Source organism: Shewanella aegiceratis, from assembly GCF_019457495.1.
GTDB classification, from domain to species: domain Bacteria; phylum Pseudomonadota; class Gammaproteobacteria; order Enterobacterales; family Shewanellaceae; genus Shewanella; species Shewanella loihica.
The window spans coordinates 2,559,013-2,582,557 of the sequence record NZ_CP080416.1 but is presented as its reverse complement, the minus strand read 5'-3'; the positions used below and the strand labels follow the sequence as shown (position 1 = coordinate 2,582,557).

Annotated in this window: 20 protein-coding genes; 17 read left to right on the top strand and 3 right to left on the bottom strand. The window is 51.7% G+C overall.

Features of this window, described 5'->3' with window-relative positions; translation table 11 throughout:
- Positions 1-11 precede the first annotated feature (11 nt).
- The 4 genes from scpB (at position 12) to K0H80_RS11435 (ending at position 5,973) form a co-directional block, all read left to right on the top strand.
- The gene (gene scpB / locus K0H80_RS11450; protein ID WP_220073969.1) at positions 12-629 is read left to right on the top strand and encodes an SMC-Scp complex subunit ScpB; all 618 of its coding nucleotides are present in this window, start codon (positions 12-14) and stop codon (positions 627-629) included.
- Positions 622-1,488 (top strand): 23S rRNA pseudouridine(2605) synthase RluB, encoded by an 867-nt coding sequence (gene rluB / locus K0H80_RS11445; protein ID WP_220042662.1) that lies wholly within the window; start codon positions 622-624, stop codon positions 1,486-1,488. Before scpB ends, rluB begins: the two co-directional genes overlap by 8 nt.
- Positions 1,489-1,790: 302 nt before the next feature.
- Positions 1,791-2,705, top strand: a complete 915-nt coding sequence (locus tag K0H80_RS11440) for an exo-alpha-sialidase (RefSeq protein ID WP_220071654.1) — start codon at positions 1,791-1,793, stop codon at positions 2,703-2,705.
- Positions 2,706-3,294: 589 nt separating this feature from the next.
- On the top strand, positions 3,295-5,973 hold the full coding sequence (locus K0H80_RS11435; protein ID WP_220071653.1) for a TonB-dependent receptor: 2,679 nt from the start codon (positions 3,295-3,297) through the stop codon (positions 5,971-5,973).
- Between the two features lie 222 nt (positions 5,974-6,195).
- Here the strand turns inward: K0H80_RS11435 and K0H80_RS11430 are convergent, their stop codons facing one another.
- Together K0H80_RS11430 and dusC are read right to left on the bottom strand one after the other, a co-directional pair.
- Positions 6,196-6,552, bottom strand: a complete 357-nt coding sequence (locus tag K0H80_RS11430; protein ID WP_011866041.1) for a TraR/DksA family transcriptional regulator — start codon at positions 6,550-6,552, stop codon at positions 6,196-6,198.
- Positions 6,553-6,804: 252 nt separating this feature from the next.
- Complete coding sequence (dusC, locus tag K0H80_RS11425; protein WP_220071652.1) at positions 6,805-7,734, bottom strand: tRNA dihydrouridine(16) synthase DusC; 930 nt, start codon at positions 7,732-7,734, stop codon at positions 6,805-6,807.
- Between the two features lie 441 nt (positions 7,735-8,175).
- Here dusC and K0H80_RS11420 point away from each other — a divergent pair, with 441 nt between their 5' ends.
- The 8 genes from K0H80_RS11420 (at position 8,176) to recR (ending at position 16,590) form a co-directional block, all read left to right on the top strand.
- A complete protein-coding gene (locus tag K0H80_RS11420; RefSeq protein WP_011866039.1) occupies positions 8,176-8,616 on the top strand; it encodes an HvfA family oxazolone/thioamide-modified RiPP metallophore in 441 nt (146 codons plus the stop codon).
- 102 nt (positions 8,617-8,718) lie between these two features.
- Positions 8,719-9,555, top strand: a complete 837-nt coding sequence (locus tag K0H80_RS11415; RefSeq protein WP_220071651.1) for an HvfB family MNIO-type RiPP peptide maturase — start codon at positions 8,719-8,721, stop codon at positions 9,553-9,555.
- Complete coding sequence (locus K0H80_RS11410) at positions 9,556-10,299, top strand: HvfC family RiPP maturation protein (protein WP_220071650.1); 744 nt, start codon at positions 9,556-9,558, stop codon at positions 10,297-10,299.
- 332 nt (positions 10,300-10,631) lie between these two features.
- Positions 10,632-11,000, top strand: a complete 369-nt coding sequence (locus K0H80_RS11405) for a YbaN family protein (protein WP_220071649.1) — start codon at positions 10,632-10,634, stop codon at positions 10,998-11,000.
- 159 nt (positions 11,001-11,159) lie between these two features.
- A complete protein-coding gene (gene apt / locus K0H80_RS11400) occupies positions 11,160-11,714 on the top strand; it encodes an adenine phosphoribosyltransferase (protein WP_083764354.1) in 555 nt (184 codons plus the stop codon).
- Positions 11,715-12,099: 385 nt separating this feature from the next.
- Positions 12,100-15,420: a DNA polymerase III subunit gamma/tau gene (gene dnaX, locus K0H80_RS11395; RefSeq protein ID WP_220071648.1), complete on the top strand. Its 3,321-nt coding sequence runs from the start codon at positions 12,100-12,102 to the stop codon at positions 15,418-15,420.
- 238 nt (positions 15,421-15,658) lie between these two features.
- On the top strand, positions 15,659-15,988 hold the full coding sequence (locus K0H80_RS11390) for a YbaB/EbfC family nucleoid-associated protein (RefSeq protein ID WP_144202934.1): 330 nt from the start codon (positions 15,659-15,661) through the stop codon (positions 15,986-15,988).
- Positions 15,989-15,990: 2 nt separating this feature from the next.
- Complete coding sequence (recR, locus tag K0H80_RS11385) at positions 15,991-16,590, top strand: recombination mediator RecR (RefSeq protein WP_144202937.1); 600 nt, start codon at positions 15,991-15,993, stop codon at positions 16,588-16,590.
- 7 nt (positions 16,591-16,597) lie between these two features.
- Here the strand turns inward: recR and K0H80_RS11380 are convergent, their stop codons facing one another.
- Positions 16,598-16,744 carry a hypothetical protein gene (locus tag K0H80_RS11380; RefSeq protein ID WP_220071647.1) on the bottom strand — a complete coding sequence of 49 codons (147 nt, stop codon included), beginning with the start codon at positions 16,742-16,744 and terminating at the stop codon, positions 16,598-16,600.
- A gap of 2 nt (positions 16,745-16,746) precedes the next feature.
- Between K0H80_RS11380 and htpG the strand changes: the two genes are divergently transcribed.
- The 5 genes from htpG to K0H80_RS11355 all read left to right on the top strand — a co-directional run bounded on the left by htpG (position 16,747) and on the right by K0H80_RS11355 (position 23,465).
- Positions 16,747-18,666: a molecular chaperone HtpG gene (htpG, locus tag K0H80_RS11375; RefSeq protein WP_220071646.1), complete on the top strand. Its 1,920-nt coding sequence runs from the start codon at positions 16,747-16,749 to the stop codon at positions 18,664-18,666.
- Between the two features lie 119 nt (positions 18,667-18,785).
- Complete coding sequence (locus tag K0H80_RS11370; RefSeq protein WP_220071645.1) at positions 18,786-19,625, top strand: co-chaperone YbbN; 840 nt, start codon at positions 18,786-18,788, stop codon at positions 19,623-19,625.
- Positions 19,626-20,168: 543 nt separating this feature from the next.
- Positions 20,169-20,813: an adenylate kinase gene (adk, locus tag K0H80_RS11365; RefSeq protein WP_011866028.1), complete on the top strand. Its 645-nt coding sequence runs from the start codon at positions 20,169-20,171 to the stop codon at positions 20,811-20,813.
- Between the two features lie 136 nt (positions 20,814-20,949).
- A complete protein-coding gene (gene hemH / locus K0H80_RS11360; protein WP_220071644.1) occupies positions 20,950-21,963 on the top strand; it encodes a ferrochelatase in 1,014 nt (337 codons plus the stop codon).
- A gap of 197 nt (positions 21,964-22,160) precedes the next feature.
- Entirely contained in the window at positions 22,161-23,465 is a 1,305-nt protein-coding gene (locus tag K0H80_RS11355) for an inosine/guanosine kinase (RefSeq protein ID WP_220071643.1), read from the top strand.
- Positions 23,466-23,545 lie beyond the last annotated feature (80 nt).

Below are 23,545 nucleotides of genomic sequence, written 5' to 3'. Positions count from 1 at the left end.
CGAGTAAGAAACTGCAAATAAACCCGGATCAGCTCAAGCAGCTGATTGAAGCCAGTCTGTTTGTGATGGCTAGGACTGTCTCTATCAAGCACTTAAACGAGAGTGTGCTGGCAAACTTTAGCGTCTCCCGCGCCAAGGTTAAGGCCGCCATAGAGGAGTTGCAGCAAGATTATCAGGGGCGCGGCATAGAGTTAGTCAAGGTGGCGGGCGGATATCGTTTTCAGTCCATCGAAACCTTGAGTCCCTATCTGCAGTCACTGTGGCAGGAGAAGGCGCCGAGATACTCCCGGGCGACCCTGGAGACCCTGGCGGTGATCGCCTATCGTCAGCCGGTCACCCGCGCCGATATTGAGTTTGTACGTGGTGTGGCCGTGGGAAGCCATATCATCAAGAGTCTATCCGATAGACACTGGATTAAGATTGTCGGTCATAAAGAGGTACCGGGCAGGCCCGCGCTCTATGCGACCACAAATGAGTTTTTAGCCTATTTTGGCTTGGACAGGATAGCGGACCTTCCTCCCTTATCCGATGCCGAGTCACTAGCGGCGCTGTTTGGACAAACCCAGGCGGTCGAGTCGACCCCTGACAACACAGCGCCTCAAACCGATGAAGAGTCTACTAATGAGTGAAAAATTGCAGAAAGTCTTGGCCCGTGCAGGCCATGGCTCCCGTCGTGAGATGGAGGCATGGATTGCTGCAGGCCGAGTTAGTATAGACGGTGAAATTGCCAAATTGGGCGATCGTATCGAGGCCGATGCCAAGGTGCGTATCGATGGCCGTACGGTATCGATTAAGTCGGAAGACGACTTGGTGTGCCGTGTGATCGCCTATCACAAGCCTGAAGGGGAGATCTGCAGTCGCAAAGATCCCGAAGGGCGCCCGACGGTATTCGACCGTCTGCCTAAGACCCGAGATTCTCGCTGGGTGGCGGTAGGTCGTCTGGATATCAACACCTCAGGCTTGTTGCTGTTTACCTCTGACGGTGAGCTGGCCAACCGCCTGATGCACCCGTCTCATGAGGTGGAGCGTGAATACGCCGTACGTACCTTTGGTGAGGTGACTGACGCCTGCATTCAGCGTCTGCGCAGTGGCGTTACCTTGGAGGATGGCCCGGCGCATTTCGATAAGGTGAAGCCTGCCGGTGGCGAGGGCATGAACAAGTGGTGGCATGTGTCGCTGGCCGAAGGCCGTAACCGCGAGGTTCGCCGTCTGTGGGAATCGCAGGAAGTGCAGGTGAGCCGCCTGATCCGTATTCGCTACGGCATGATAGATTTGCCTAAATCCCTGCCTCGCGGTGGTTGGGTCGAGTTGCCAATCGAGCAGGTGAACTATCTGCGTAAACTGGCCGGTATGGATGAGGAGACGCGCACCCTGCTGGGCACAGACAAACACAGTGTGGCCCGCGCCAAGGTAAAAAGCGCCAAGATCCGCCGCGCCGTGCGTAAGCACAAGACCACAGCGGGTAAAACGCCGCGTCAACGCAGCTAAAAAAGTGTGTAGTAAAAGCCGCCTCGTGCGGCTTTTTTTATGCCTTTTTCTAGTGTTGCCTAAGGAAGGTGCGAACAAGTCGTCGCAAAGCCCCGCAGGGCGAGGCTTACAGTGGTATTTACTGCGTTACAGTTCTTGCGAAGGACTAGGGCCATTCGCTGCAAACTGTGCCTTGCATCTACCCACTTTAAGCACACGCAGAGCAAGCACGGGACTTATTCGCACCTTCCCTAAGCCTCACAGACTTGAGTCATCTGTCGTCGTCAGCCATGATGAAGCTTATTAGCTTCAGGAAGCGCAAGATGAAATTATGCTCAGTCACCAAAATATGGGATAAGTCGGCTCACAATGCCTTTACCGATCTTGCTCTCTATCGCGGCAAGCTCTATTGCGTATTCAGGGAAGCCAGTGCCCATGTGTCACCTGATGGCGCGCTGCGGATCCTATGCTCCGATAATGATGGACAAGACTGGCATAGTGTTGCCCTCATCGAGGCCGATTTTGCCGACCTTAGGGACGGTAAACTGGTGATCGAGGGGGATAGCCTGTTTCTGTTTGGCGGCGCCGCTATGCATGAGGGCAAGGGTGAGGGCATGCGCTCTTACTGCTGGCAGTCTGATGATGGGATACATTGGTCTGCGCCAAGGGCGCTGGTGAAAGAGAGAGAGTGGCTGTGGCGCATCACGCCCCACAAGGGCTACTTCTATGGCATAGCCTATTATTGTCATGAACATGATGGCTATGCGGCGCTGTATAAGAGTGACGCTAATACCGATTTTTATCCCCTGGTGGAGAAGCTTAGTCAGGCCGGTTATGTCAATGAGTCTGGTTTAGTGTTCGACGAGGAAGACAAAGCCATCTGTCTGCTGCGCCGGGATCCACTGTGGCTGACCGATGAGCGTGCATTGCTGGGCGAGTCAGCGCCTCCATATACCCAGTGGCATTGGCAAACGGCGAATTGCCGCGTAGGGGGACCCGTAACCTTTCTCTATCAAGGTCAGCTTTATGGCGTGGTGCGCCTCTATGATGGTCGTGTGCGTACCGCTCTGGTGGCGATCGACAGACAAAGCGCGCAAATAGCGGAGTTGCTCACCCTGCCTTCGGGCGGCGACACCAGTTATGCCGGTGTCGTGCTCAGTGACAATATCTTGATGGTCAGTTATTACTCCTCCCACGAAGGCGACTGCGCCATTTATTTCGCTAAAATTGCCCTTTAACCTATTTAAGACCGAGTGAGACATCATTTGGTCTTTATCACTTCTGTATTTTCGCATTTTGTTTAGTCAAATATCCTGAATGTCAATTCTTTCTAATTCTGTGGATTTTTAATTTATTTTTAAGGTAAAGGTTAAGGTGCGTAATAGATAAGTTTTAATGTTTTTGTTGTTAAAATTGTTGTTTACCATTTCTTACTATCGAGATACATTATTTTACATTGTTACTTTTGTGGTTGTTTTTTATATTTAATTGATCTTTCGTTAAACTATTAAACATATTTGGTACAGACGTATTAATTTGTATCGTCTGATTGTTTTTTCATTTTTACATTTTCTGACAATCTTGGTGTTATGAAAACTCGTTGTAAATCAAGTGTATGTGTTGTTTTTGGCGGTTGAGTGTTATCGGTTTTTATTATCGAGTTGTATCAATGTTTATCATTGTGGTTATTTTCATGTTAACTGCGTTGACTTATTTTATCTTTTTTCACAATATCTTCACCGAAGGACATTCTTCTTATTTTAAAAATAAAAAATAAATTAATGATCGAAACTCAGATTGTCTGGTTTCGTATTGTGAGGGAAACATATGAACTCTTTGACCTTAACAGCAAAAGCGGTTCGCGTAGGCTTATTTGCCGCCGCGACATCTAGCATTGCATTTTCTGGTATCGCAATTGCTGAAGAGCAAAGCGATAAAGTTGAACGCATCGAAGTAACTGGTTCGCGTATTAAGCAAGTTGATATGGAGACTTCGTCTCCTGTGACTGTATTAAGTGCGGCAGATATCGCGTTGACCGGTGAAAAAACTGTTGCCGACGTATTGAATAACTCTTCTATCAACGCCTTTGGTTCTTGGCGTGGTACTTCGGGTTATGGTTCGGGTGCGAGTGCGACTTCAACAGTCAACATGCGTGGTTTAGGTTCTCAGGCTACCTTGGTATTGCTTGATGGCCGTCGTATGCCTGGTACCAGCTCTAGCTCGGGTGCCGAGGCAGATACATCTCAGATTCCACTAGCAATCGTTGAACGTATCGAGATCCTACGTGATGGTGCATCTGCAGTTTATGGCTCAGACGCCGTAGCAGGTGTAATTAACATCATTACCAAGAAAGAGTTTGATGGATTCCAAGTCGACTTCAGCACAGAGCAGCCTAGCGTAGAAGGCGGTGATGCCAATCGTTTCTCTATTGCGGCTGGCTTCAACTCTGAGAAAGGTAATGTGACTTTTACCTATGAGTACTATGACACTAAGGCTGTGATGGACCGTGACATCTGGAACATGGATGATCCTAGCTATGGTGACTACAGCTCTTTTAGCTCTGTGCCGAATGGCTATTATAACACCGGCGAGAAAGATGCCGATGGCGATGATATCTATGCATTCTACTCAAACTCTGAGATGTGTGCCGATACCGATAACGTTGCCGATACCACAGATGGTCAGAACAATGGTCGCTGTCTATACAGCTATGGCGCGGTAACCAAGCTATTTGGCGACATGACCCGCAACTCTTTCATGACCAACTTTAACTATGACATCACGGATAACATTCGCTTCCGTGGTCGTGGTACCGCATCTTTGAGCGAAACCAACACACGTTATGCCGGTACACCCGTATCGACTAACTATCCTGTGATGAGCGCGGATAACCAATATAACCCAACGGGTAAGGACATGACGCTGTACATGCGCTCTGTTCAGATTGGTGAGCGTGACACCCTAACCGAAACAAACAGTTTCGATATCCTAGGTGGCTTCGTGGGTTATGCCGACGTGGGTAATGGTATCGATTGGGAGCTGAACGCGCAGCATTCTGCATCGACCACTAACGCCTTTAACTACAACCTGATCAATGACAACATCATTCAGAGCGAGATCGATACTGGCAACTATGATGTCTTCAATACCTCAGGTATGAGCTATGCAGAGTGGGAGCAGCAGATGACTGCACTGTATTCTGCCGCTAATCACACAGGGGTATACCAAGGTAAGTTCGACAGCACGCAGATCGACGGTCTTGCCAGCACCATGCTGTATGAACAAGGTGATTTCTCAGTGGCCATCGTAGGTGGTTTAGAGTATGAGATGATCAACTTCAAGCAAACCTCTGATCCAGAGTCGGCTTCTGGCATTATCTCTGGTGGTTCGGGTGGTGACGATGTTGATGCTGAGCGTACACGTCAGTCTGCCTATACCGAAATCCAGATGGCACTACCTGCCAACTTCGAACTGTCAGCGGCGCTACGTTATGAGCGTTATGAGCAGGAAGGTACCTTGACGGGTGCAGAAGGTCAGGTGACTAACTCTTCTACGTTCGATGCTGTTGTACCTAAGTTTGGTTTGAGCTGGCGCCCTGTCGATTCGTTGCTGCTTCGTGCTAGCTACGGTGATTCATTCCGCGCACCCAATATGGGTGAGATGTTCTCGTCGCAATCTCTGAGCTTCGAGAAGGCCTACGATTCGGTTTGGTGTGAAGCCAACAACAACTCTGACGCCAACTACTGTGCTACAGGTAACCAGCACAAGACTTGGTTTGGTGGTAACCCGAATCTAGAAGCGGAAGAGGGTAACTCACTGACATTGGGTGGCGTCTGGAACGTGACCGATGCGTGGAGTGTTGAACTGTCATATTACTCAATCACTTATGACAACAAGATTGAAGCCGTTAGCGCATCAGACGTGATCCGTGATGAGAAGATCAACGATGGCTCTGACTTCGTGACTCGTGGCCCAGATGGTAAGATTGAGTACCTTGAAAGTGGTTATGTGAACAAGGCATCGCTGGAAACGTCTGGTTTTGACTTTGCTTCTTCATACAACTTCGAGACAGGCTTCGGTGACTTCAACCTTAAGCTAGATGTTACTCACATCCTCGACTTTAAAGAGCAGGCCGATGCCGAATCAGAGAAGATCGATTACTCAGGTACCCAAGACTATCCTGATTGGCGTGGTAACTTCGCCGCGGCTTGGTACTACAACGATTTCAGCGCGGCTTGGACAACCGTGTATATCGGTAGTCAGTCAGGTGCAATGTGGCGCGACCTTGGTTACGACTACATCATCGACACACCAAGCTACTTCAAGCATAACTTCCAGGTGGGTTATACCCATGATTGGAACGGTACCATCACAGTGGGTGTGAACAACCTGTTCGATGAGAAAGCACCGACTTGGTATGACTATGCGGGTTATCGCGATGTGAACACCAACCTATACGATGTATTGGGTCGTACCTTCTATCTGCGTATTAACCAGAAGTTCTAAATCGTTATTCACCCTCCCTGTGACTTAACGATAAAAGCCTCCTGATTCAGGAGGCTTTTTTTATGGGGGTCATTAAGTGGACTGTCTTTTAAATTAGTTGTCGACTGGCGCGGCTATCGTGACTGGCGTGATTAATTCGGCTGACGCGACAAGCTCACTAACTCAATTGGCGCGATTGAGCGAACTGCTCGATTAGCAAGCAGCCCGCTTAGGGATGTGTGCTTAGTGGGTGAGCCTGAGCTCGTGCCTGTGCTCGTGGGCGTAATCGGCGGCGCACTGGGTGCAGCGCTGCTCGAGCGGATTGGCGTTGAGCCGCTCGGCTTCGATATCGGCCTCACAGTCTGAGCATAAGCCGTAGAGACCCAGATCCAGCTGGCACAGCGCCGCATCGAGTTGGGTCAGTTTGATAAATAGGGGCTCGTCGGCCAGTTTGGCCGCGGTCATCTCGTCGATGAGGGAGGTCAGCGAGAGTTGCTGGGTATCGAGCGTTATTTGATGTAATGCCAGCAGGGTACCTAACTCTTTCCTGAGATTCGCTTCAAGCACCGACAGTTCATGTCTGATATGGGATCTGCTCACAAATCATTGCCTAGTTGATATTCTTAGATAATCAGTCTAAACCGCTTGGGCGTATTGGCTATGACTAAGATCAAAAGTCGGTGACTTTTATAGTGAATCGCGTTGAGGGATGTGAAGATCAGACCAGTTAAGGCGCGACTGGGCTGGCTATTTGTCGCGCCTTGAGATAGGGAAGGCTTGAAGGTTAGCAGTGCCTGATGCCCTGAAGCATCATAGAGCCTACAGATGCGACCGTCAGGCACAAGTATCTTGCTAGCAACTGCGTAGCAGGGACAAGATGCTCTGGGTATCTTTCAGTACGCGTACCTGGCGGAACAGGGCTTCGCCCCCCTCATAGTGGCGGGCGATAAACCTCAGCCACTGTTTGATGCGCGCCGGATAGTACTTCTCTTTCTCGCTGACTATCTCAAACTCTGAATATTGCAGCAGCAGCGCCAGCACCTCGGGCCAGGGCATAGGCGTCTGCTCGCCTTTAACGACGTGGGCCAGGTTGGGGATGGTCAGGGCGCCGCGTCCGAGCATGACATCATCACAGCCGCTGGCCTCGCGGCATTTGAGGTAATCTTCTCTGCCCCAGATCTCGCCGTTGGCGATGATGGGCAGGCGAGTGACAGATTTTATCTGCGCGATATATTCCCAGTGCGCCGGCGGTCGGTAGGCTTCCTCTTTGGTGCGGGCGTGCACCGTGAGTTCGGTGGCGCCGGCTGCCTCGATAGCTTGGGCAATTTCGGTGCAGCGGCTCTTGTCATCCCACCCCAGGCGGATCTTGGCCGATACAGGCTTGTCCTTGGGCACCGCCTGCCTCACGGCCTGGGTTACCCGGTAGATGGTTTCGGGCTCTTTTAACAGCGCCGCGCCGCCCTTGCTGCGATTGACCATAGGGGCAGGGCAGCCATAGTTAAGGTCGACGCCGCGAGAGCCGAGCTCGACGGCGCGAATGGCATTCTCGGCCATCCAGTTAGGCTCCTGCCCCAGCAATTGCAGGCGCACGGGAGTGCCCGAGACGGTTCTGCATTGGTACTTAAGCTCGGCGCAGAGTCGGTAGAAGACTTTTTCCGGCAGCAGCTGATCGACGACACGAATAAACTCGCTGATCACCATGTCATAGCCACCAACGCTGGTTAGCAGGGCTCGCATCGGGGCGTCGGCAACGCCTTCCATCGGGGCTAAGATGACACGCATGATTCTTGTTTTCTCATTAATTTAAGGCGCAGAGCCTAAAAAGGTGAACCTGTCGGCCATGGTGTACGTATTGCTTTAGTACTGCATTGCCAGGCCGGGTAAAAAGGCGCTTATTCTACGTCAAGCGCCTGGCAGATACAAAGCCTGTGTGCGTGCGGGAAGGTGTGGGGATAACGGCTGTGCCCAGCCAAACTTATGAGTCAGATACGAGTATCTTTTGTTATTGATGACTGGCTTCTCGATTTTTAGTCAATAAAGACGTGAGATCAATCGATTACTGCTGTTTAGATGCTTGCGCTAACACATAATTTGGGTCATAAATGTGATGCCTGATAAGTTTTTTGAAATAAAAATCTAGGGGGCCGGGTCATATTATCCGAGCCAGCAACGCACTGATGTTGGCAAACCATTGCATATAAGAGATCAACAAAGGAAGAGATTATGAAATTAGTTAAGAATACTGCTGTTGCTGTAGCGTTAGGCACTGTGTTTGTTGGTAGCGCGTTTGCGGCGCAGGCTCAAGCTAATCCGTTTGGTTACAGTGAAATGCAAGCTGGTTACCAGATCGCCGATGGCGAAGGTAAGTGTGGCGAAGGCAAGTGCGGCGAGAATATGAAGAAAGGCGCCAAAGAAGGTAAGTGCGGCGAGAACATGAAAGCCAAAGAGGGTAAATGTGGCGAAGGCATGAAGAAAGGCGCCAAAGAAGGTAAGTGTGGCGAAGGTAAATGCGGCGCCCAGATGAAGGCCCATAAAGAGGGTAAGTGCGGCGAAAACATGAAAGCCAAAGAAGGTAAGTGTGGCGAGAACATGAAGGCCAAAGAGGGCAAGTGTGGCGAAGATATGAAGAAGGGTAAAGAAGGCAAGTGTGGCGGCCATAAGTAATAGGCCTTAAGGCAATTGCCCATGTCGATTAGGCCAGTGAATACTGGCCTAATTCTTTTTACATAAGGTAAATGCGTCAATTTGTTCACTAGAGGTGGAGTGATGATGACACAAGCTAAGGTGGGGCTCGGCCTGCGCCGCGAGATGCTAGATGAGTTTTGCCAGTCTGTCCCCGGTGCCATCGATTTTTTCGAGGTGGCGCCTGAGAACTGGATGACACTTGGTGGTAAGTTTGGCCGTCAATTTAGGCAGTTAACCGAGAAGCACAAGTTTTTCTGCCACGGACTGTCGCTCTCTATCGGTGGCCCAGAGCCCCTAGATACGCGTTTCGTTAAGCAGATTAAAACCTTTCTAGACCATCACGACATAGAGATTTATTCGGAGCACTTAAGTTACTGTTCGGGCAAGGGCCATCTGTATGACTTGATGCCAATCCCCTTTACTGATGAGGCGGTGCGCCACGTGGCAAGGCGTATTGAGCAGGTACAGGATATCCTTGAGCGTCCCTTTATTCTGGAAAACGTATCCTTTTACGCCTCGCCCGCGAGCGAGATGAGTGAGTGCGAGTTTGTCAGCGCCGTGCTGGAAGAGGCAGATTGTCGCCTGCTGCTGGATGTGAACAACATCTATGTTAACTCGATCAATCATCAGTATGACGCCGAGGCCTTTCTGAAGGCCATGCCCAGTGAACGTATCGCTTACCTGCATATTGCCGGTCATTACGATGAGGCAGAAGATCTTAAGGTCGATACCCATGGCAGCGAGGTGATCGACCCCGTGTGGCGTTTGTTAGCGATCTGCTATCAGACCCATGGTGTGTTTCCAACCTTACTAGAGCGTGACTTTAATATTCCAGCCACCTCAGAGTTGCTCAAAGAGATCAACAAGATACATGACTATCAGACTAAGGCATTGCAGCCCAGTCATCGGAGCGCCTAGATGAGTTTTACCCAAGTTCAGCAGTCGTTTATCGATTACATCAAAGACCCTTCATCGCCCCTGCCTCAGGGGACGGACGAAAGGCGTATGGGGATCTATCGCGAACTGTTTTTTAATAATGTGAAGGGGTTTGTCGCCAGCGGCTTTCCCGTGCTCTGCTCCTTGTATGAAGAAGATGACTGGCAGGCGCTGGTGCAGCAGTTTTTTGTGACCCATGATTGTCAGACGCCGATCTTCATCGAAATCGCCCAGGAGTTTTTGCTGTTCTTGCAAAACGAATATCAGCTGAGCGAGCAAGATCCCGCCTTCATGCTAGAGCTGGCTCACTATGAATGGTTGGAGCTGGTGGTGGCCACGGCGCTCGATGACAGACAGTCGCAACGTATTGACGAGCAAAGCCTGGAAACCCAGCCCCTGGGGTTAAGCTTGGCCGCCAGGGTGGCCCAATACCATTTTGAGGTGCAGCGCATTAGCCCCGACTATCGCCCCGAGGCGCCTAGCGAGCAGCCAAACTTTTTCTGTATCTACCGGGATGCTGACGATGAAGTCTGTTTCTTGCAGCTTAATCCGCTTACGGCACAGGTGCTGGCCTATATCGAGCAGCAAGATGGTGTGGAGTTTGCTGCGCTATGTGACTGGCTTGCAGCCCTTTATCAGCAGATGCCGAGGCCTCAGATAGTAGAGGGTTGTCGGCAGTTGCTGCTGGATATGGCGCAGCGGGGCATAGTGGTCGCCGCGAGATAAAATTTGTCCAAATTAAGCCTTTCTATCGTGCTGGCTTGTCACTATAATGGCGGTGAAAATTGATCTAGATCAATAAAAGTTGTCAATCATGAGTGAGGAAAGTATGAGTCAGCCGTTTAAAGACCCGTTTAATTTTGTTTATTTTCTTGGTTTCTTGCTGGTAATGATGTTGCCTACGCTGCCAGCTACCCTGTCATGGTTGAAACACCTAAACCTGATCTCTTAAGCGTTAGCCTTAAGCATTAGCCTTAAGCGGTTAAGCAGCTAGCTTAGCGGGCTAAGTCGGGTATACTAACCACTCATTCTTGAGTGGTTTTTTATGCGAGGAATTCATGGTTATCAAGCGGGGCTTCTATCTACTCCTAGGCCTTAGCAGTCTGTTTCTCGGCCTGCTTGGCATTGCCCTTCCGCTGCTGCCGACCGTGCCTTTTATCTTGCTGGCAGCCTTTTGTTTCGCCCGCTCGAGTTCGCGCCTGCATGACTGGCTGATGACCCATCCTTGGTTTGCCGACGCGCTGCAGAACTGGCATAGCGAGCGCGCCATTCGCCGCGGCTTGAAGCGCAAGGCTTATATCGCCACCTGTTTAAGTTTTAGCGTGAGTATCATCTTGGTGCCGCTGCTGTGGGTGAAGTTGACGCTGCTGGCCATGCTGACAGGCTTGCTGCTTTACCTCAGGCAAATTCCCGAATTAGACGACTGATTGTGAACTTAGGTTGTGAACCTTGGCGGTGAGTTTGGTTAAGCTTTGTGACATTCGCTGTTGCAACCCATATCAAAGGAGCTTAAGCTTTAGCCGAAAATTCTAGTCAAAACTGGCCCTATGGCCAGTTTGTCCTTTTTAAGGGCTCAAACGAAAAAGATGGTAGTAATGAATACAGACAAGTTAGCCTTGATCAAGCAGAGCATTAAGACAATTCCAGATTATCCGAAACCAGGGATCATGTTTCGCGATGTAACCAGTTTAATGGAAGACCCAGCGGCCTATCAGGCGACGATTGCCCTGTTTGTTGAGCGCTATAAAGATCTTGGCGTGACCAAAGTGGTGGGCACAGAGGCGCGTGGCTTCCTTTTCGGCGCGCCGCTGGCGTTAGAGTTGGGCGTCGGTTTCGTGCCTGTGCGTAAGCCGGGTAAACTGCCGCGCGAAACTATCTCTGAGAGTTATGAGTTGGAATATGGCCATGACATGCTGGAGATCCACACGGATGCCATTAAGCCAGGCGATAAGGTATTGGTGGTCGACGATCTGCTGGCTACAGGCGGTACTATCGAAGCGACGGTAAAGCTTATCCGTCAGCTCGGTGGTGAGGTTGAGCATGCGGCGTTTGTGATCTCTCTGCCAGAGCTTGGCGGCGAGCATCGTCTAGCCGAGATGGGCCTCTCTCTGATGACCCTGTGTGAGTTTGAAGGCGAGTAATACCGTCTAATTGATCACTCTGGTTGATCATATAAGTGCCGTGGCTATGCCGCGGCATTTTGCTATCTGGACATCTGTGATGTTAGGCCTGTGACATATGTGAGCCTGTTGTCTACCCCATGGGATTGATGGGTGAGGGAGATGGCTAATATTGCCTTGTCAACTCGCTAAAGACTGGCTAAAGAGTGGCTCATGATGGCTTAGCATTAGGCCTCATCTGGGCGGGCAAAGCGGGTGATAGGTTAAACATGAAGCAAGCTGGCTTAACAAAGATAAATTAAGGCGCGCTAAGCGCTTAGCTTGCTAGCGAGATGGACCTTGGCATGTTATTGTTTGCTGATTAATGAAGTGTGCTTCGTAATAGTTACCAACCTTGGGGAGTTCCATGTCATATCAGGTGTTAGCCAGAAAATGGCGCCCTGCAACATTTGAGCAAGTTGTCGGTCAGTCACATGTGCTGCATGCCCTTACCAATGCCTTATCGCAAAACCGTCTACATCATGCCTATCTGTTTACCGGTACCCGAGGGGTAGGTAAGACGAGTCTGGCCAGGCTATTTGCCAAGGGATTGAATTGTGAGCAAGGAGTAACGGCCACGCCCTGTGGCCAGTGTGCCAGCTGCGTCGAGATCGCCCAGGGTCGCTTTGTCGATCTTATCGAGGTGGATGCGGCGTCGCGCACTAAGGTTGACGACACCCGCGAGCTGCTGGACAACGTTCAGTATCGCCCCACACGTGGCCGCTTCAAGGTGTATCTCATCGATGAGGTGCACATGCTCTCGCGCAGCAGCTTCAATGCCCTGTTGAAGACGCTGGAAGAGCCCCCTGAGCATGTTAAATTCTTGCTGGCGACCACAGATCCCCAGCGTCTGCCGGTCACCGTACTCTCCCGCTGTCTGCAATTTAACCTTAAGAGTCTGACACTCGATGAGATCTGCGTGCAGCTTGGCCACATCCTGGCGCAGGAGCAGGTTGGCTATGACGATGGCGCGGTAAAACTACTCGCCAAGGCAGCCAACGGCAGTATGCGTGACGCCTTGAGTCTGACGGATCAGGCCATCGCCTTCGGGGCTGGTCAAGTCAGGCTCACTCAGGTGCAGACCATGCTGGGCACCATAGATGAGCATCATGTGATTGTCTTGCTAAAAGCCCTGTGCGATGGCGATGTGGATCAGCTCATGAAGGTGACTGGGGATGTTTTATCCTTCGGCGCCGATCCCCATGAGGTTTTGCGCAGCCTGCTGGAACTGCTGCACCAGATCACCTTGACCCAGTTTGCGCCCAGCGCCGCTCAGCTGTCGCAATATGCCGAGCAGATCAAGGCCTTCGCCAAACAGTTAAGGCCCGAGCAGGTACAGCTCTATTATCAATTATTGCTAAACGGTCGGCAGGATCTACCCCATGCGCCCGATCCTAAGTCTGGCCTAGAGATGGCGCTATTGCGCGCTATCGCTTTCGTGCCCGAGGCGCCCGTGCAGCGCTGGATGGGCGAGGCCGGTAGTGAGATCCTCTTGCCTGAACCTCTCTTACCAGAACCGGGCAAGGGTGAAGATGTTGCGCCAATCTCTGCTAAGCCAGATGAAACAGTTAAGCCGGTAAAACCTGCTGCGTCTGTGTCAAACAGTCAGGGCGAAGTGGAAGCCGAGGTTGAAGAAAAGACTAAGGTAGAAGAAAAAGCTAAGATTGAGGCCAGCAGTAAAGCAAGTGCGGCAATGTTTTCTCAAGACGATGCACAAGCAACTGCTGAGCAGACGAAAAAGTTAAACGATACTGACGGCCCAATTGAAGCGGATTTAGTCGAAGCGGACTTAGTTGCAGCGGATTTATTCGAAGCGGATTCAGCTGAGCAGGAAGAGCTTGAGGAGGATGAGGGCGCACTCGATCTGTTTGCCGAGCAGCAGCTGATCTTGAGCCAGGCCCAAAGCCAAGGGCACAGCCCTGAGCTTAGCACTAACCACAGCCCTGAGCCTAGCACTGAGCCTGTGTCTAGCCTTGAGCCGAGCTCGCAAGAAACAAGCTCGGCAAATAAGAGTCCCGTAAGCGAAGCATCTGCCGATTCTAAAGCGGATGTGTCGACGAGTGCTGCGACAGCACAAGGCGGTGAAGCGGTTCAGCCTAGCGAGCTAAAAATGCCGGCAGAGACCGTCGAGCAAACAGCTTCAATAGCCGAGCAAGCTGCATCATCGGCAAACGAGAGTGGCAGTTTTTACGATGACCTCTATTTCAGTTCAGATGGCGATGAGTCCGGCGACCCAAGCGACTATGAAGCCTACCTTGCCTATCAACAGGGCCAGGATAGTCAGGCATCTGGTGATATCTCTTCCTCTGCGGCAACAAGGCCTGTTGACAACAGTGCCCAGGCTAGCGCTTCGGTAAATGAAGATGCCCCCCATGGCGGCTTGACGCCCGATACAGCATCGCCAAATGAAGAAACAACGTCCAACCTGTTAGAAGATGATCTGCTCGACGCCGTATTGAACGCGCGTCAGAGCCTGCTTAGCGATCTTGAGGAAGATGCGGCTAAGGAGGACGCGGCTAAGGAGAGCGCATCAAAAAAGCCTCTAGTCGGCGCTAAGAAGCCTGGGGCTAACCAGGTTCAACCGAGTAGCGAACAGCTGACGGGCGAAGAGAACAAGTTTGGCGCAGAGCCTTATGTGCCACCCAAACGGCCAGAGCAAGCAGCCCTGAGCGGAGAAAAAGCAGCCCTGAGCGGGAATGATGAAGCCCCGAGCGTAGGTGAAAATGCCTTGAGCGGGGAAGCTACTCCCCAGAGCTTTGGTGAGACAGCTCAGAACGATCAAGATAATGCCTTGAGCGTCGAAGCTGTCTCGAACATGACTGCGATGACGGAGCCTGGGACGGATGCGTCTGAGACGCAGAACAATAATTCTGCGCAGCAGCCTACTGCATACCTAAATGATGAAGACAGGCCGCCTTGGGTGGCGCCTGAGCCGAGCCAGCAGGCAGTTACTGCCCCAAGCGATGACGCGCCTAATCTTGCTGGGCAAGTTGATACTCAATCTGAGTCACACGCCCGCGCCGATGCAGTTGCCCAGACTGAACAAGGCTTGGATGCTCGCAGCTTGGAGGACCATAGCTCGGATGACCAAAGCCCAAATGAAAGCGCTGCTTTCGGCAACCATCCCGTCCAGCGCCCTGCAGCGCAGGAATCTTCTGCATCTTCAGCAGTAACCGAGCCCGTCAGTCAGACGACCCGGGTGGCCTTTGTGACTGATGAGATCACAGGGCACGATACGGATCTTAAGTGGTACCGCTTGATGTCGGCGCTGGAGATCGGCGGCCGGGTAAGACAGCTGGCGGTCAACGCCGTATGTCAGGCCTTTAGTGAGCCGCTGCCTTTGGTGCTCAAACCCAATCAGAAGCACTTGGCGGCGCCAGGCGCCATCACGCAGCTCGAAGATGCCTTGTCGAAGGCCTTGGGCGGCAGTTGCCAGGTGGCGTTTAGTGTCGGCGTCGAGCCGGAGCGCGAGACGCCGCTAGAGATACGTCAGCGTTTTCATCGCGAGCTGCTCGAGCAGGCGCATCAGGGGTTATTACAAGATGAAAACATTCAATGGTTGACACAGATGATGCAGGCAGAGATGGAGCCAGATAGCTTAAGTTATCTGCCAGAGCTGCTGGGTAAGCGGGGCCAGACGATAGCACTTATCGATAAGTCGAACTTTGTGGCGACAGAGGAGTCTTAACTTTCGCGAGTTATCGCTTACATTAGTCATGCTTGAGTCAGGCGTTAGTGCGACTAACTAATATCGTGAGCAAATGCAGTGAGCTCGTGCAGTAGGCTCGATAGAATGAATGAATGGAGCGAGCAAAGCGAAAGGGCTCGCAGGTCATAAGTTTTAAGATTGGTGATCAGCTTTGATTGCTTATTGGTGCTAATTCAGTAAGATTAGCCAGTTTTTTTAATATTGAAGAGAACTCGATATGTTTGGAAAAGGCGGTATGGGCAACCTGATGAAACAGGCCCAGATGATGCAAGACAAAATGGCCAAGGCGCAAGAAGAGATCGCGCGTATGGAAGTCACCGGTGAAGCCGGTGCGGGTCTTGTTAAAGTCACTATGACAGGCTCTCACAGCGTACGTAAGGTCGAGATCGACCCAAGCCTGCTAGAAGATGACAAAGAGATGCTCGAAGATCTGATCGCGGCGGCTTGTAACGATGCGGCGCGTCGTGTCGAAGAGAGCCAGAAAGAGAAGATGGCTGAAGTCACAGGCGGCATGCAGTTGCCACCTGGCATGAAGATGCCTTTCTAACGATGAAATTTAGTCCCCTGGTCGATGAGTTGATCCAGTCGCTGCGCTGCTTGCCTGGGGTTGGCCCTAAGTCGGCTCAGCGCATGGCGTTTCAGCTGCTTGAGCGCGACCGCAAGGCGGGTCATAAGCTGGCTCAGGCATTGTCGAGCGCCATGAGTGATGTAGGGCACTGCAGCAGCTGTCGCACCTTTACCGAAGAGAGCCTGTGCCCCATCTGCGCCAGTAGTCGCCGTGGCAGCTCAGATCTGATCTGTGTGGTCGAGACGCCTGCCGACGTGCTGGCGATTGAAGCCGGCGGTCACTTCTCTGGCCGTTATTTTGTGCTCTTAGGCCACCTGTCACCCCTCGATGGTGTGGGACCGGACGAGCTCGGGCTGAGCCTGCTGGAGACCCATCTGGCCAGTGGCGAGGTGAGCGAGCTCATCCTGGCGACCAACCCGACGGTAGAAGGGGACGCGACGGCGCACTTTATCGCCGATATGGCCAAGCAGCATGAGGTCAATGTGAGCCGAATCGCTCATGGTGTGCCCGTGGGCGGCGAGCTCGAGTATGTCGACAGCACCACGCTGGCGCTCTCCTTTAATGGACGCATTCCGTTATAAGGCCCCTTTAAAGTCCAGCAATAAAATCCAGTTCATCTTGAGCTGGATTTTTTTTGACCAAATAAAATCCTTTGTCTGTTTTTGGCTTGAAAAGCAAAAATCCAGCCCCATCTCTAATGCCATAAGCGTTTTTGTGAAATAGAGAAGGAAACATCCATGTCACATCAAGAAACCCATGGCTTTCAAACAGAAGTCAAACAACTACTCAATTTGATGATCCACTCTTTATACTCCAATAAAGAGATTTTCTTGCGTGAATTGGTCTCTAACGCCGCCGATGCGGCCGATAAACTTCGTTACGAAGCCCTGACTAAAGATGAGCTTTACGAAGGCGACGGTGAGCTGCGCGTACGCGTCAGTGCCGATAGCGAGAAAGGTACAGTGACCATCGAAGATAATGGTATCGGTATGACCCGCGATGGCGTGATAGAACATCTGGGTACCATCGCCAAGTCGGGCACCGCAGAATTTTTCAAGAATCTATCGGGCGATGAGTCTAAAGACTCACAACTGATTGGTCAGTTTGGTGTGGGCTTCTACTCGGCCTTCATCGTTGCCGACAAGGTGACCGTACGCACTCGCGCCGCCGGCCATGGCGCCGACGAGGCGGTGCAGTGGGAATCAGCCGGTGAGGGCGAATTCACCGTCGAAAATATTGTCAAAGAGAGCCGCGGCACAGAGATCATTTTGCATCTTCGCGAAGAAGAGAAAGAGTTTGCGAGCGATTATCGTCTGCGCTCTATCATCACCAAATACTCAGATCATATCTCGGTACCGGTAGAGATGTGGCAAGAAGGCACGCCAGCCCAGGAAGCGACCGAGGAGGGCGGTGAGGCCATTCCTGCTACCGAAGGTCACTGGCAGGCGATGAACAAGGCGACCGCCCTGTGGACTCGTAACAAGAGCGATGTCACCGACGAAGAGTATCAAGAGTTCTACAAGCATATCTCCCATGATTTTGCCGACCCTCTGCTGTGGAGCCACAACCGCGTTGAGGGTAAGCAGGAGTACACCAGTCTGCTTTACATACCATCGAAGGCGCCTTGGGATCTGTGGAACCGCGACCGTAAACACGGCCTGAAACTCTTCGTGCAGCGCGTATTCGTGATGGACGATGCCGAGCAGTTTATGCCGAGCTACCTGCGTTTCGTACAGGGTCTTATCGACTCAAACGATTTGCCGCTGAACGTCTCGCGTGAGATTTTACAGGACAACAAGATCACCACGGCGCTGCGTACTGCGGTGACCAAACGCGTGCTTGGCATGCTAGAGAAGCTGGCTAAGAACGATCCCGAGAAGTATCAAACCTTCTGGGCCGAGTTTGGCCAGGTACTGAAAGAAGGTCCGGCGGAAGATTTCGCCAACAAGGAGAAGATTGCCGGGCTGCTGCGCTTTGCCTCGACTCACACCAACGAGGCGGCCCATACCGTTTCACTGAGTGACTATGTTGAGCGCATGAAGGAAGGTCAGAGCAAGATCTACTATATCGTTGCCGACAGTCATGAAGCGGCGGCCAACAGCCCACACCTAGAGCTACTGCGTAAGAAGGGGATCGAGGTGCTATTGATGTCAGAGCGTATCGATGAGTGGTTGATCAACCATCTCACCGAGTTTGACGGCAAGCAGCTGCACTCGGTGACCCGTGGTGATCTCGAACTGGGCGAGCTGGAAGATGCCGCCGAGAAAGAGGCCCAGGAGAAGCTGGAAACCGAGTCTGAAGGCCTGGTTAAACGCGTCAAAGAGGTGCTGGGTGATAAGGTGGCCGAGGTGAAGGTAACCAGTCGTCTAACCGACACCCCAGCCTGTGTGGTCGCCGGCGCCGGTGAGATGTCGTCGCAGATGATTAAATTGATGCAGGCTGCAGGCCAGGCCGTGCCAGAGAGCAAGCCTGTGTTTGAGCTTAACCCCGAGCACCCGCTGGTGAAACGTCTGGACACAGAGCAGGATGAAGAGGTGTTTGGTCAGTGGGCCGAGCTCTTGCTGCAACAGGCGCAGCTATCTGAGAAAGGCAGCCTGGCTGACCCATCAGCTTTTATCAAACTGATGAACAAGATGTTGTTAGCCAGCGTTAAATAAATCTAAGCTAGAGTTAGTAAGAGGCAGTTTGACTGCCTCTTATGCTATCTACTTATCGCTAACTCATTAACAGAGACAAGCTCTCTCAAAAAAGAGACGCTCTCGATAAAAGAGATTTTATGGATTCAGTATTGGATTTAACCAAAGAAAACATTCAGCAAGTGGTCGATGCCTCCATGCAGCAGGTGGTGGTCATGACGTTTTGGAGCCAGCAGAGCCCAGAGAGCCTGCAGCTGATGCAGATGCTGACCCAGATAGCCGCCCAGGGACGTTTCCTGCTGGCTAAGGTCAACTGCGATCAGGAGATGGAGATAGCCAACTATTTTCAGATCCAGAGCCTGCCGACCACCTTGGTGTTAAAAGAGGGTAAGCCGGTCGATGGCTTTGCCGGCCTGCAAGAGGCGGCGCAAATCGAGGCCTTACTCGACCAGCATCTGCCTAAGGCCTGGCAAGTCGCCCTCAATCAGGCCAAGGTCCAGCTCGCCGAGGGCGATGCAGAAGGGGCGTTGCCGCTGCTTAAGCAAGCCTATCAGGAGTGCCAGACGGCCGAGATATCCTTAGTGTATGCCGATGCGCTGCTGGCCGTGTCAGACATTAATCAGGCTAAGGTGTTGCTCGATGGTATCGGCCTTGCCGATCAAGACGCCTACTATCAGAGCCTCAAGGCCAAGCTCTCCCTGGCGCTGGACGCCGCCGATACGCCGGAGATTAGAAGTCTGCTGGATGATGTCGAACAAGACCCCAGCGATTATGCCAAGCTACTTTCCCTTGCCAAGGCACTTCATGGCGCCAAGCGCGATGAAGAAGCGCTTGAGCGTCTCTATCTGGTGTTAAAGACAGATCTGCAGGCTCAGCAAGGTGAGATCAAGCAGCTTTTCATGGAGATCCTCACCGCATTAGGTCAGGGACATGCCGTGGCCAATCAATATCGCCGCAAATTATACACCTTGCTCTACTAGGGCCTGTTGATCTTTGCTGTTTGTTTTTGCTGCAGTTTGTAGGTGATTTATACAAGGCAGAGCCTGTGCGTGTAGTGTTTTTATAAACCAGAGTTACACAAACGGGCGATAACGCTGTAAAAATGGCCTACAAACACTGCCCAATGGGTTCATCTAAACACGCACTGCACTTTATGAAAGGCTTCCTGCCTTTCACCGTGGGCGGTCAGCAATGCTGTTAGAAATCGTTCCAGACGATTTCTTGGTTGTTCGCCATTCACATAGAGTAACTATGCTTCATGACTCTCGCCTCGTGCAAAACGCGTTTAGATTGAACAAAAATCAAACTTGAAAGTACAACAGTCCCTAATGAGTCTCTGCATCGGGTTATCATACCAGTGATATATGCTGACCCGGTTGCTTTATGAGGTGGTATGTGTGGTATCAGCCTAAAGTCGAATTAAAACTGGCCATGCGGCCCTTCAAATAGGCGCCCATTTGTGCGAAGATCGCCGCCCAGATAAAACTAATAATCAAATTTATGCGAAATAAGAGGACTCTCAGATGCGCATTATGCTATTAGGTGCCCCAGGTGCCGGTAAAGGTACTCAAGCCCAATTCATCATGGAAAAATACGGTGTGCCACAAATTTCTACGGGCGACATGCTCCGTGCAGCCGTTAAAGCGGGAACGCCTCTGGGTCTAGAAGCCAAAAAAGTGATGGATGCAGGACAGTTGGTTTCTGATGAGCTGATTATTGGACTGGTTAAAGAGCGTATCGCCCAAGACGATTGCGCCAAGGGCTTCCTGCTAGACGGTTTCCCACGCACCATTCCTCAGGCAGATGCCATGGCGGCTAGCGGTATCGATATCGATCACGTGATCGAAATCGACGTGCCAGACGAAGAGATCGTTAAGCGCATGAGCGGTCGTCGTGTACACCCAGGCTCTGGCCGTGTTTACCACATCGTTTACAACCCACCTAAGGTGGAAGGTAAAGACGATGTAACCGGCGAAGATCTGGCTATCCGCCCAGATGATGAAGAGAGCACAGTGCGTAAGCGTCTAGGCATCTACCATGAGCAGACTAAGCCGCTGGTTGAGTACTACGGTAAAGTCGCCGAACAAGGCAAGCTGACCTACAACAAGTTCGACGGCACTCAGAGTGTTGGTGCTGTGAGCGAAGCTATCGTTAAGGCGATTGGCTAATCCCGCTGCTATAAAGTAAAGCGCTATATGAGCTGCTTCTCATATTTGAAAAAGCCCACCTAGGTGGGCTTTTTTTATGTCAGGGTGGGTGCTAGCCTAGCGCTATCCTTGCCAGAGAATATGAGTAGAGTAATTCTTGAATAAAGTCGACAACTTATCTCCCGCTAAGCTTGGTGTCTTGCTGGTTAATCTCGGCACGCCCGATACGCCCACGCCTAAAGATGTAAAGCAGTTCTTAAAACAGTTTCTCAGCGATCCCCGTGTGGTCGACCTAAATCCTTGGATCTGGAAACCCATACTCAATGGCATCATCTTAAATACGCGTCCCAAGGCCGTAGCCAAGCTCTATGAGTCTATCTGGTGGCCCGAGGGCTCGCCCCTGATGGTGATCAGCGAGCGTCAGCGTGAGGCGCTGAGTGCGATTCTAAAAGCGCGTCATGGCAGCGATATTCCGGTGGAGTTGGGGATGAGTTACGGCAATCCCTCACTGTCGTCGGGAATAGACAAGCTGATAGTACAAGGCGTTGAGCGCCTGGTAGTGCTGCCGCTATATCCCCAGTATTCCTGCTCCACCGTGGCACCGGTATTCGATGCCATCGCCAGTGACTATAAGGGCAGACGCAATTATCCCGAGACTCGTTTTAGTAAAGAATACTATCAACATCCAGCCTATATCGCGGCGCTGGCCGATTCAGTGCGGCGTCATTGGCAAGATAAGGGCCAGGGCGATTGCCTCTTGATGTCCTTTCATGGCGTGCCGCTACGTTATGTCACCGAGGGTGACCCCTATCAGCGTCAGTGTCAACGTACTGCCGAGCTGCTGGCCGAGGCCTTGGGGCTTACAGAGTCACAGTGGCGCCTGTGTTTTCAATCGAAATTTGGTAAGGAGGAGTGGCTGACACCGGCAACGGATGCGCTGCTCGAGAGCCTTCCGGGTCAAGGGGTAAAGCGCGTGGACATTCTCTGTCCGGCTTTCGCCGTGGATTGTTTGGAGACGCTTGAAGAGATCTCCATTGGCGGCAAAGAGAGCTTTATTGAGGCCGGCGGTGAGGCCTATCATTTCATCCCTTGTCTGAACGAGGATGAAGCTCACATGCAGCTGCTTGCGGACTTGGTCGACGAACATGCGGCGGGCTGGCTTAAATCTTAAGCAAAGAATCTTAGGTAAACGGCATAAATCACTGCCCGATGCTATTTTATATGGTACGATCTGCCGCCGTTTTTTTGAGGCGATGGCGTCCGCGTAGCATTAACCATAACGCGGCCTGGTAGACAGCAGACTAAGGGGGTCTAGTGTGCTGTTTATTCTTATTTGATTCTGCATGGATGCATTAGAGTGAGTTCTGTATGAAGTTTCCCGGTCAACGTAAGTCGAAACATTACTTTCCAGTTAAGAATCGCGATCCATTATTGGCGCAGTTAACCCTGCAGCCGCAGCATATTTCCACCCATATCAGCGGGATTGATCAGACGCTGGTCGACATCGAGGCCAAAGTGGGGGACGAGCTGCTTAGCCGTTACGCCCTGCCGAAAGGAAACTCGACGCTGATCGATGACGAGAAGGCGCACCAGCTCTACACCGAACTGAAGTCTTCTGAGCTGATCAGCGATGAATTTGCCGGTGGCACCATAGGTAACACGGTACACAACTACTCTATTCTCGCCGACGATCGCTCAGTGCTGTTTGGGGTAATGAGCAACCACATCGAGGTGGGCAGTTACGCCTATCGTTATCTGTGCAACACCTCTTCTAAGGTAGATCTTAATTTTCTGCAGCCGGTGGATGGGCCTATCGGTCGTTGTTTCACCCTGATCTCAGAGTGCGGCGAGCGTACCTTTGCCATCAGCAAGGGCTCGATGGATAAGCTTACGCCTGAATATATCGACCAGGAGATAGTGCAGACCTCGTCGGCGCTAGTGCTTACCGCCTACCTGATGCGCGCGAGCGGTGGCGATATGATCACAGATGCCGCATTAAAAGCCATCGAGTATGCCAAGGCGGCAGATGTGCCCGTGGTACTGACCTTGGGGACACGCTTCCTTATTGAGGAAGATCCCCAGTGGTGGATCGAATTCATTAAGGAAAATGTCACCATACTGGCGATGAACGAAGATGAGGGCGAAGCCCTGACCGGCTTTAAAGACCCCTTGAGTGCCAGCAACGCGGCGTTAGAGTGGTGTGATATGGTGCTTACCACGGCAGGCCCGCTGGGGCTCTACACCGCAGGCTATACCGAGGACTCTGAGAAGCGCGAAACCAGTCATACGCTGCTACCCGGCGCAATTCCAGAATTTAATCGCTTCGAGTTCTCAAGGCCTAAACTAAAGCGTGACTGTCAGACGCCGATCAAGGTATTTGCGCATATCTCGCCTTATATGGGCGGTCCTGAGATCATACGTAACACTAATGGCGCGGGAGATGGTGCGCTGGCGGCGCTGCTGCATGACCTTGCCTCTAACACCTATCATAAGGCCAATGTGCCGGGTTCGAGCAAGCATAAACGCGACGGCCTGTGTTACTCCTCTTTCTCGCAGATCTGTAAGTATGCCAACCGCGTGGCTTACGAGGTATTGGCGCAGCACAGTCCACGCCTGTCTCGCGGCCTGCCAGAGCGGGAAGACAGCTTAGAAGAAGCCTACTGGGAAAGATAGGCTATTGGGAGTGATAGGCTTTGGCTGCTTTAAATAGGCATGTGCTGTTTTAAAGAGGCTTGTGCTGATTTAGAAAGGCT

Bases quoted from the DNA above. Each gene is read 5' to 3' on its own strand.
- rluB (WP_220042662.1), top strand. From the start codon at position 622: ATGAGTGAAAAATTGCAGAAAGTCTTGGCCCGTGCAGGCCATGGCTCC.
- K0H80_RS11440 (WP_220071654.1), top strand. From the start codon at position 1,791: ATGAAATTATGCTCAGTCACCAAAATATGGGATAAGTCGGCTCACAAT.
- K0H80_RS11435 (WP_220071653.1), top strand. From the start codon at position 3,295: ATGAACTCTTTGACCTTAACAGCAAAAGCGGTTCGCGTAGGCTTATTT.
- dusC (WP_220071652.1), bottom strand. From the start codon at position 7,734: ATGCGTGTCATCTTAGCCCCGATGGAAGGCGTTGCCGACGCCCCGATG.
- K0H80_RS11420 (WP_011866039.1), top strand. From the start codon at position 8,176: ATGAAATTAGTTAAGAATACTGCTGTTGCTGTAGCGTTAGGCACTGTG.
- K0H80_RS11415 (WP_220071651.1), top strand. From the start codon at position 8,719: ATGATGACACAAGCTAAGGTGGGGCTCGGCCTGCGCCGCGAGATGCTA.
- K0H80_RS11410 (WP_220071650.1), top strand. From the start codon at position 9,556: ATGAGTTTTACCCAAGTTCAGCAGTCGTTTATCGATTACATCAAAGAC.
- K0H80_RS11405 (WP_220071649.1), top strand. From the start codon at position 10,632: ATGGTTATCAAGCGGGGCTTCTATCTACTCCTAGGCCTTAGCAGTCTG.
- apt (WP_083764354.1), top strand. From the start codon at position 11,160: ATGGTAGTAATGAATACAGACAAGTTAGCCTTGATCAAGCAGAGCATT.
- dnaX (WP_220071648.1), top strand. From the start codon at position 12,100: ATGTCATATCAGGTGTTAGCCAGAAAATGGCGCCCTGCAACATTTGAG.
- K0H80_RS11390 (WP_144202934.1), top strand. From the start codon at position 15,659: ATGTTTGGAAAAGGCGGTATGGGCAACCTGATGAAACAGGCCCAGATG.
- recR (WP_144202937.1), top strand. From the start codon at position 15,991: ATGAAATTTAGTCCCCTGGTCGATGAGTTGATCCAGTCGCTGCGCTGC.
- K0H80_RS11380 (WP_220071647.1), bottom strand. From the start codon at position 16,744: ATGTTTCCTTCTCTATTTCACAAAAACGCTTATGGCATTAGAGATGGG.
- htpG (WP_220071646.1), top strand. From the start codon at position 16,747: ATGTCACATCAAGAAACCCATGGCTTTCAAACAGAAGTCAAACAACTA.
- K0H80_RS11370 (WP_220071645.1), top strand. From the start codon at position 18,786: ATGGATTCAGTATTGGATTTAACCAAAGAAAACATTCAGCAAGTGGTC.
- adk (WP_011866028.1), top strand. From the start codon at position 20,169: ATGCGCATTATGCTATTAGGTGCCCCAGGTGCCGGTAAAGGTACTCAA.
- K0H80_RS11355 (WP_220071643.1), top strand. From the start codon at position 22,161: ATGAAGTTTCCCGGTCAACGTAAGTCGAAACATTACTTTCCAGTTAAG.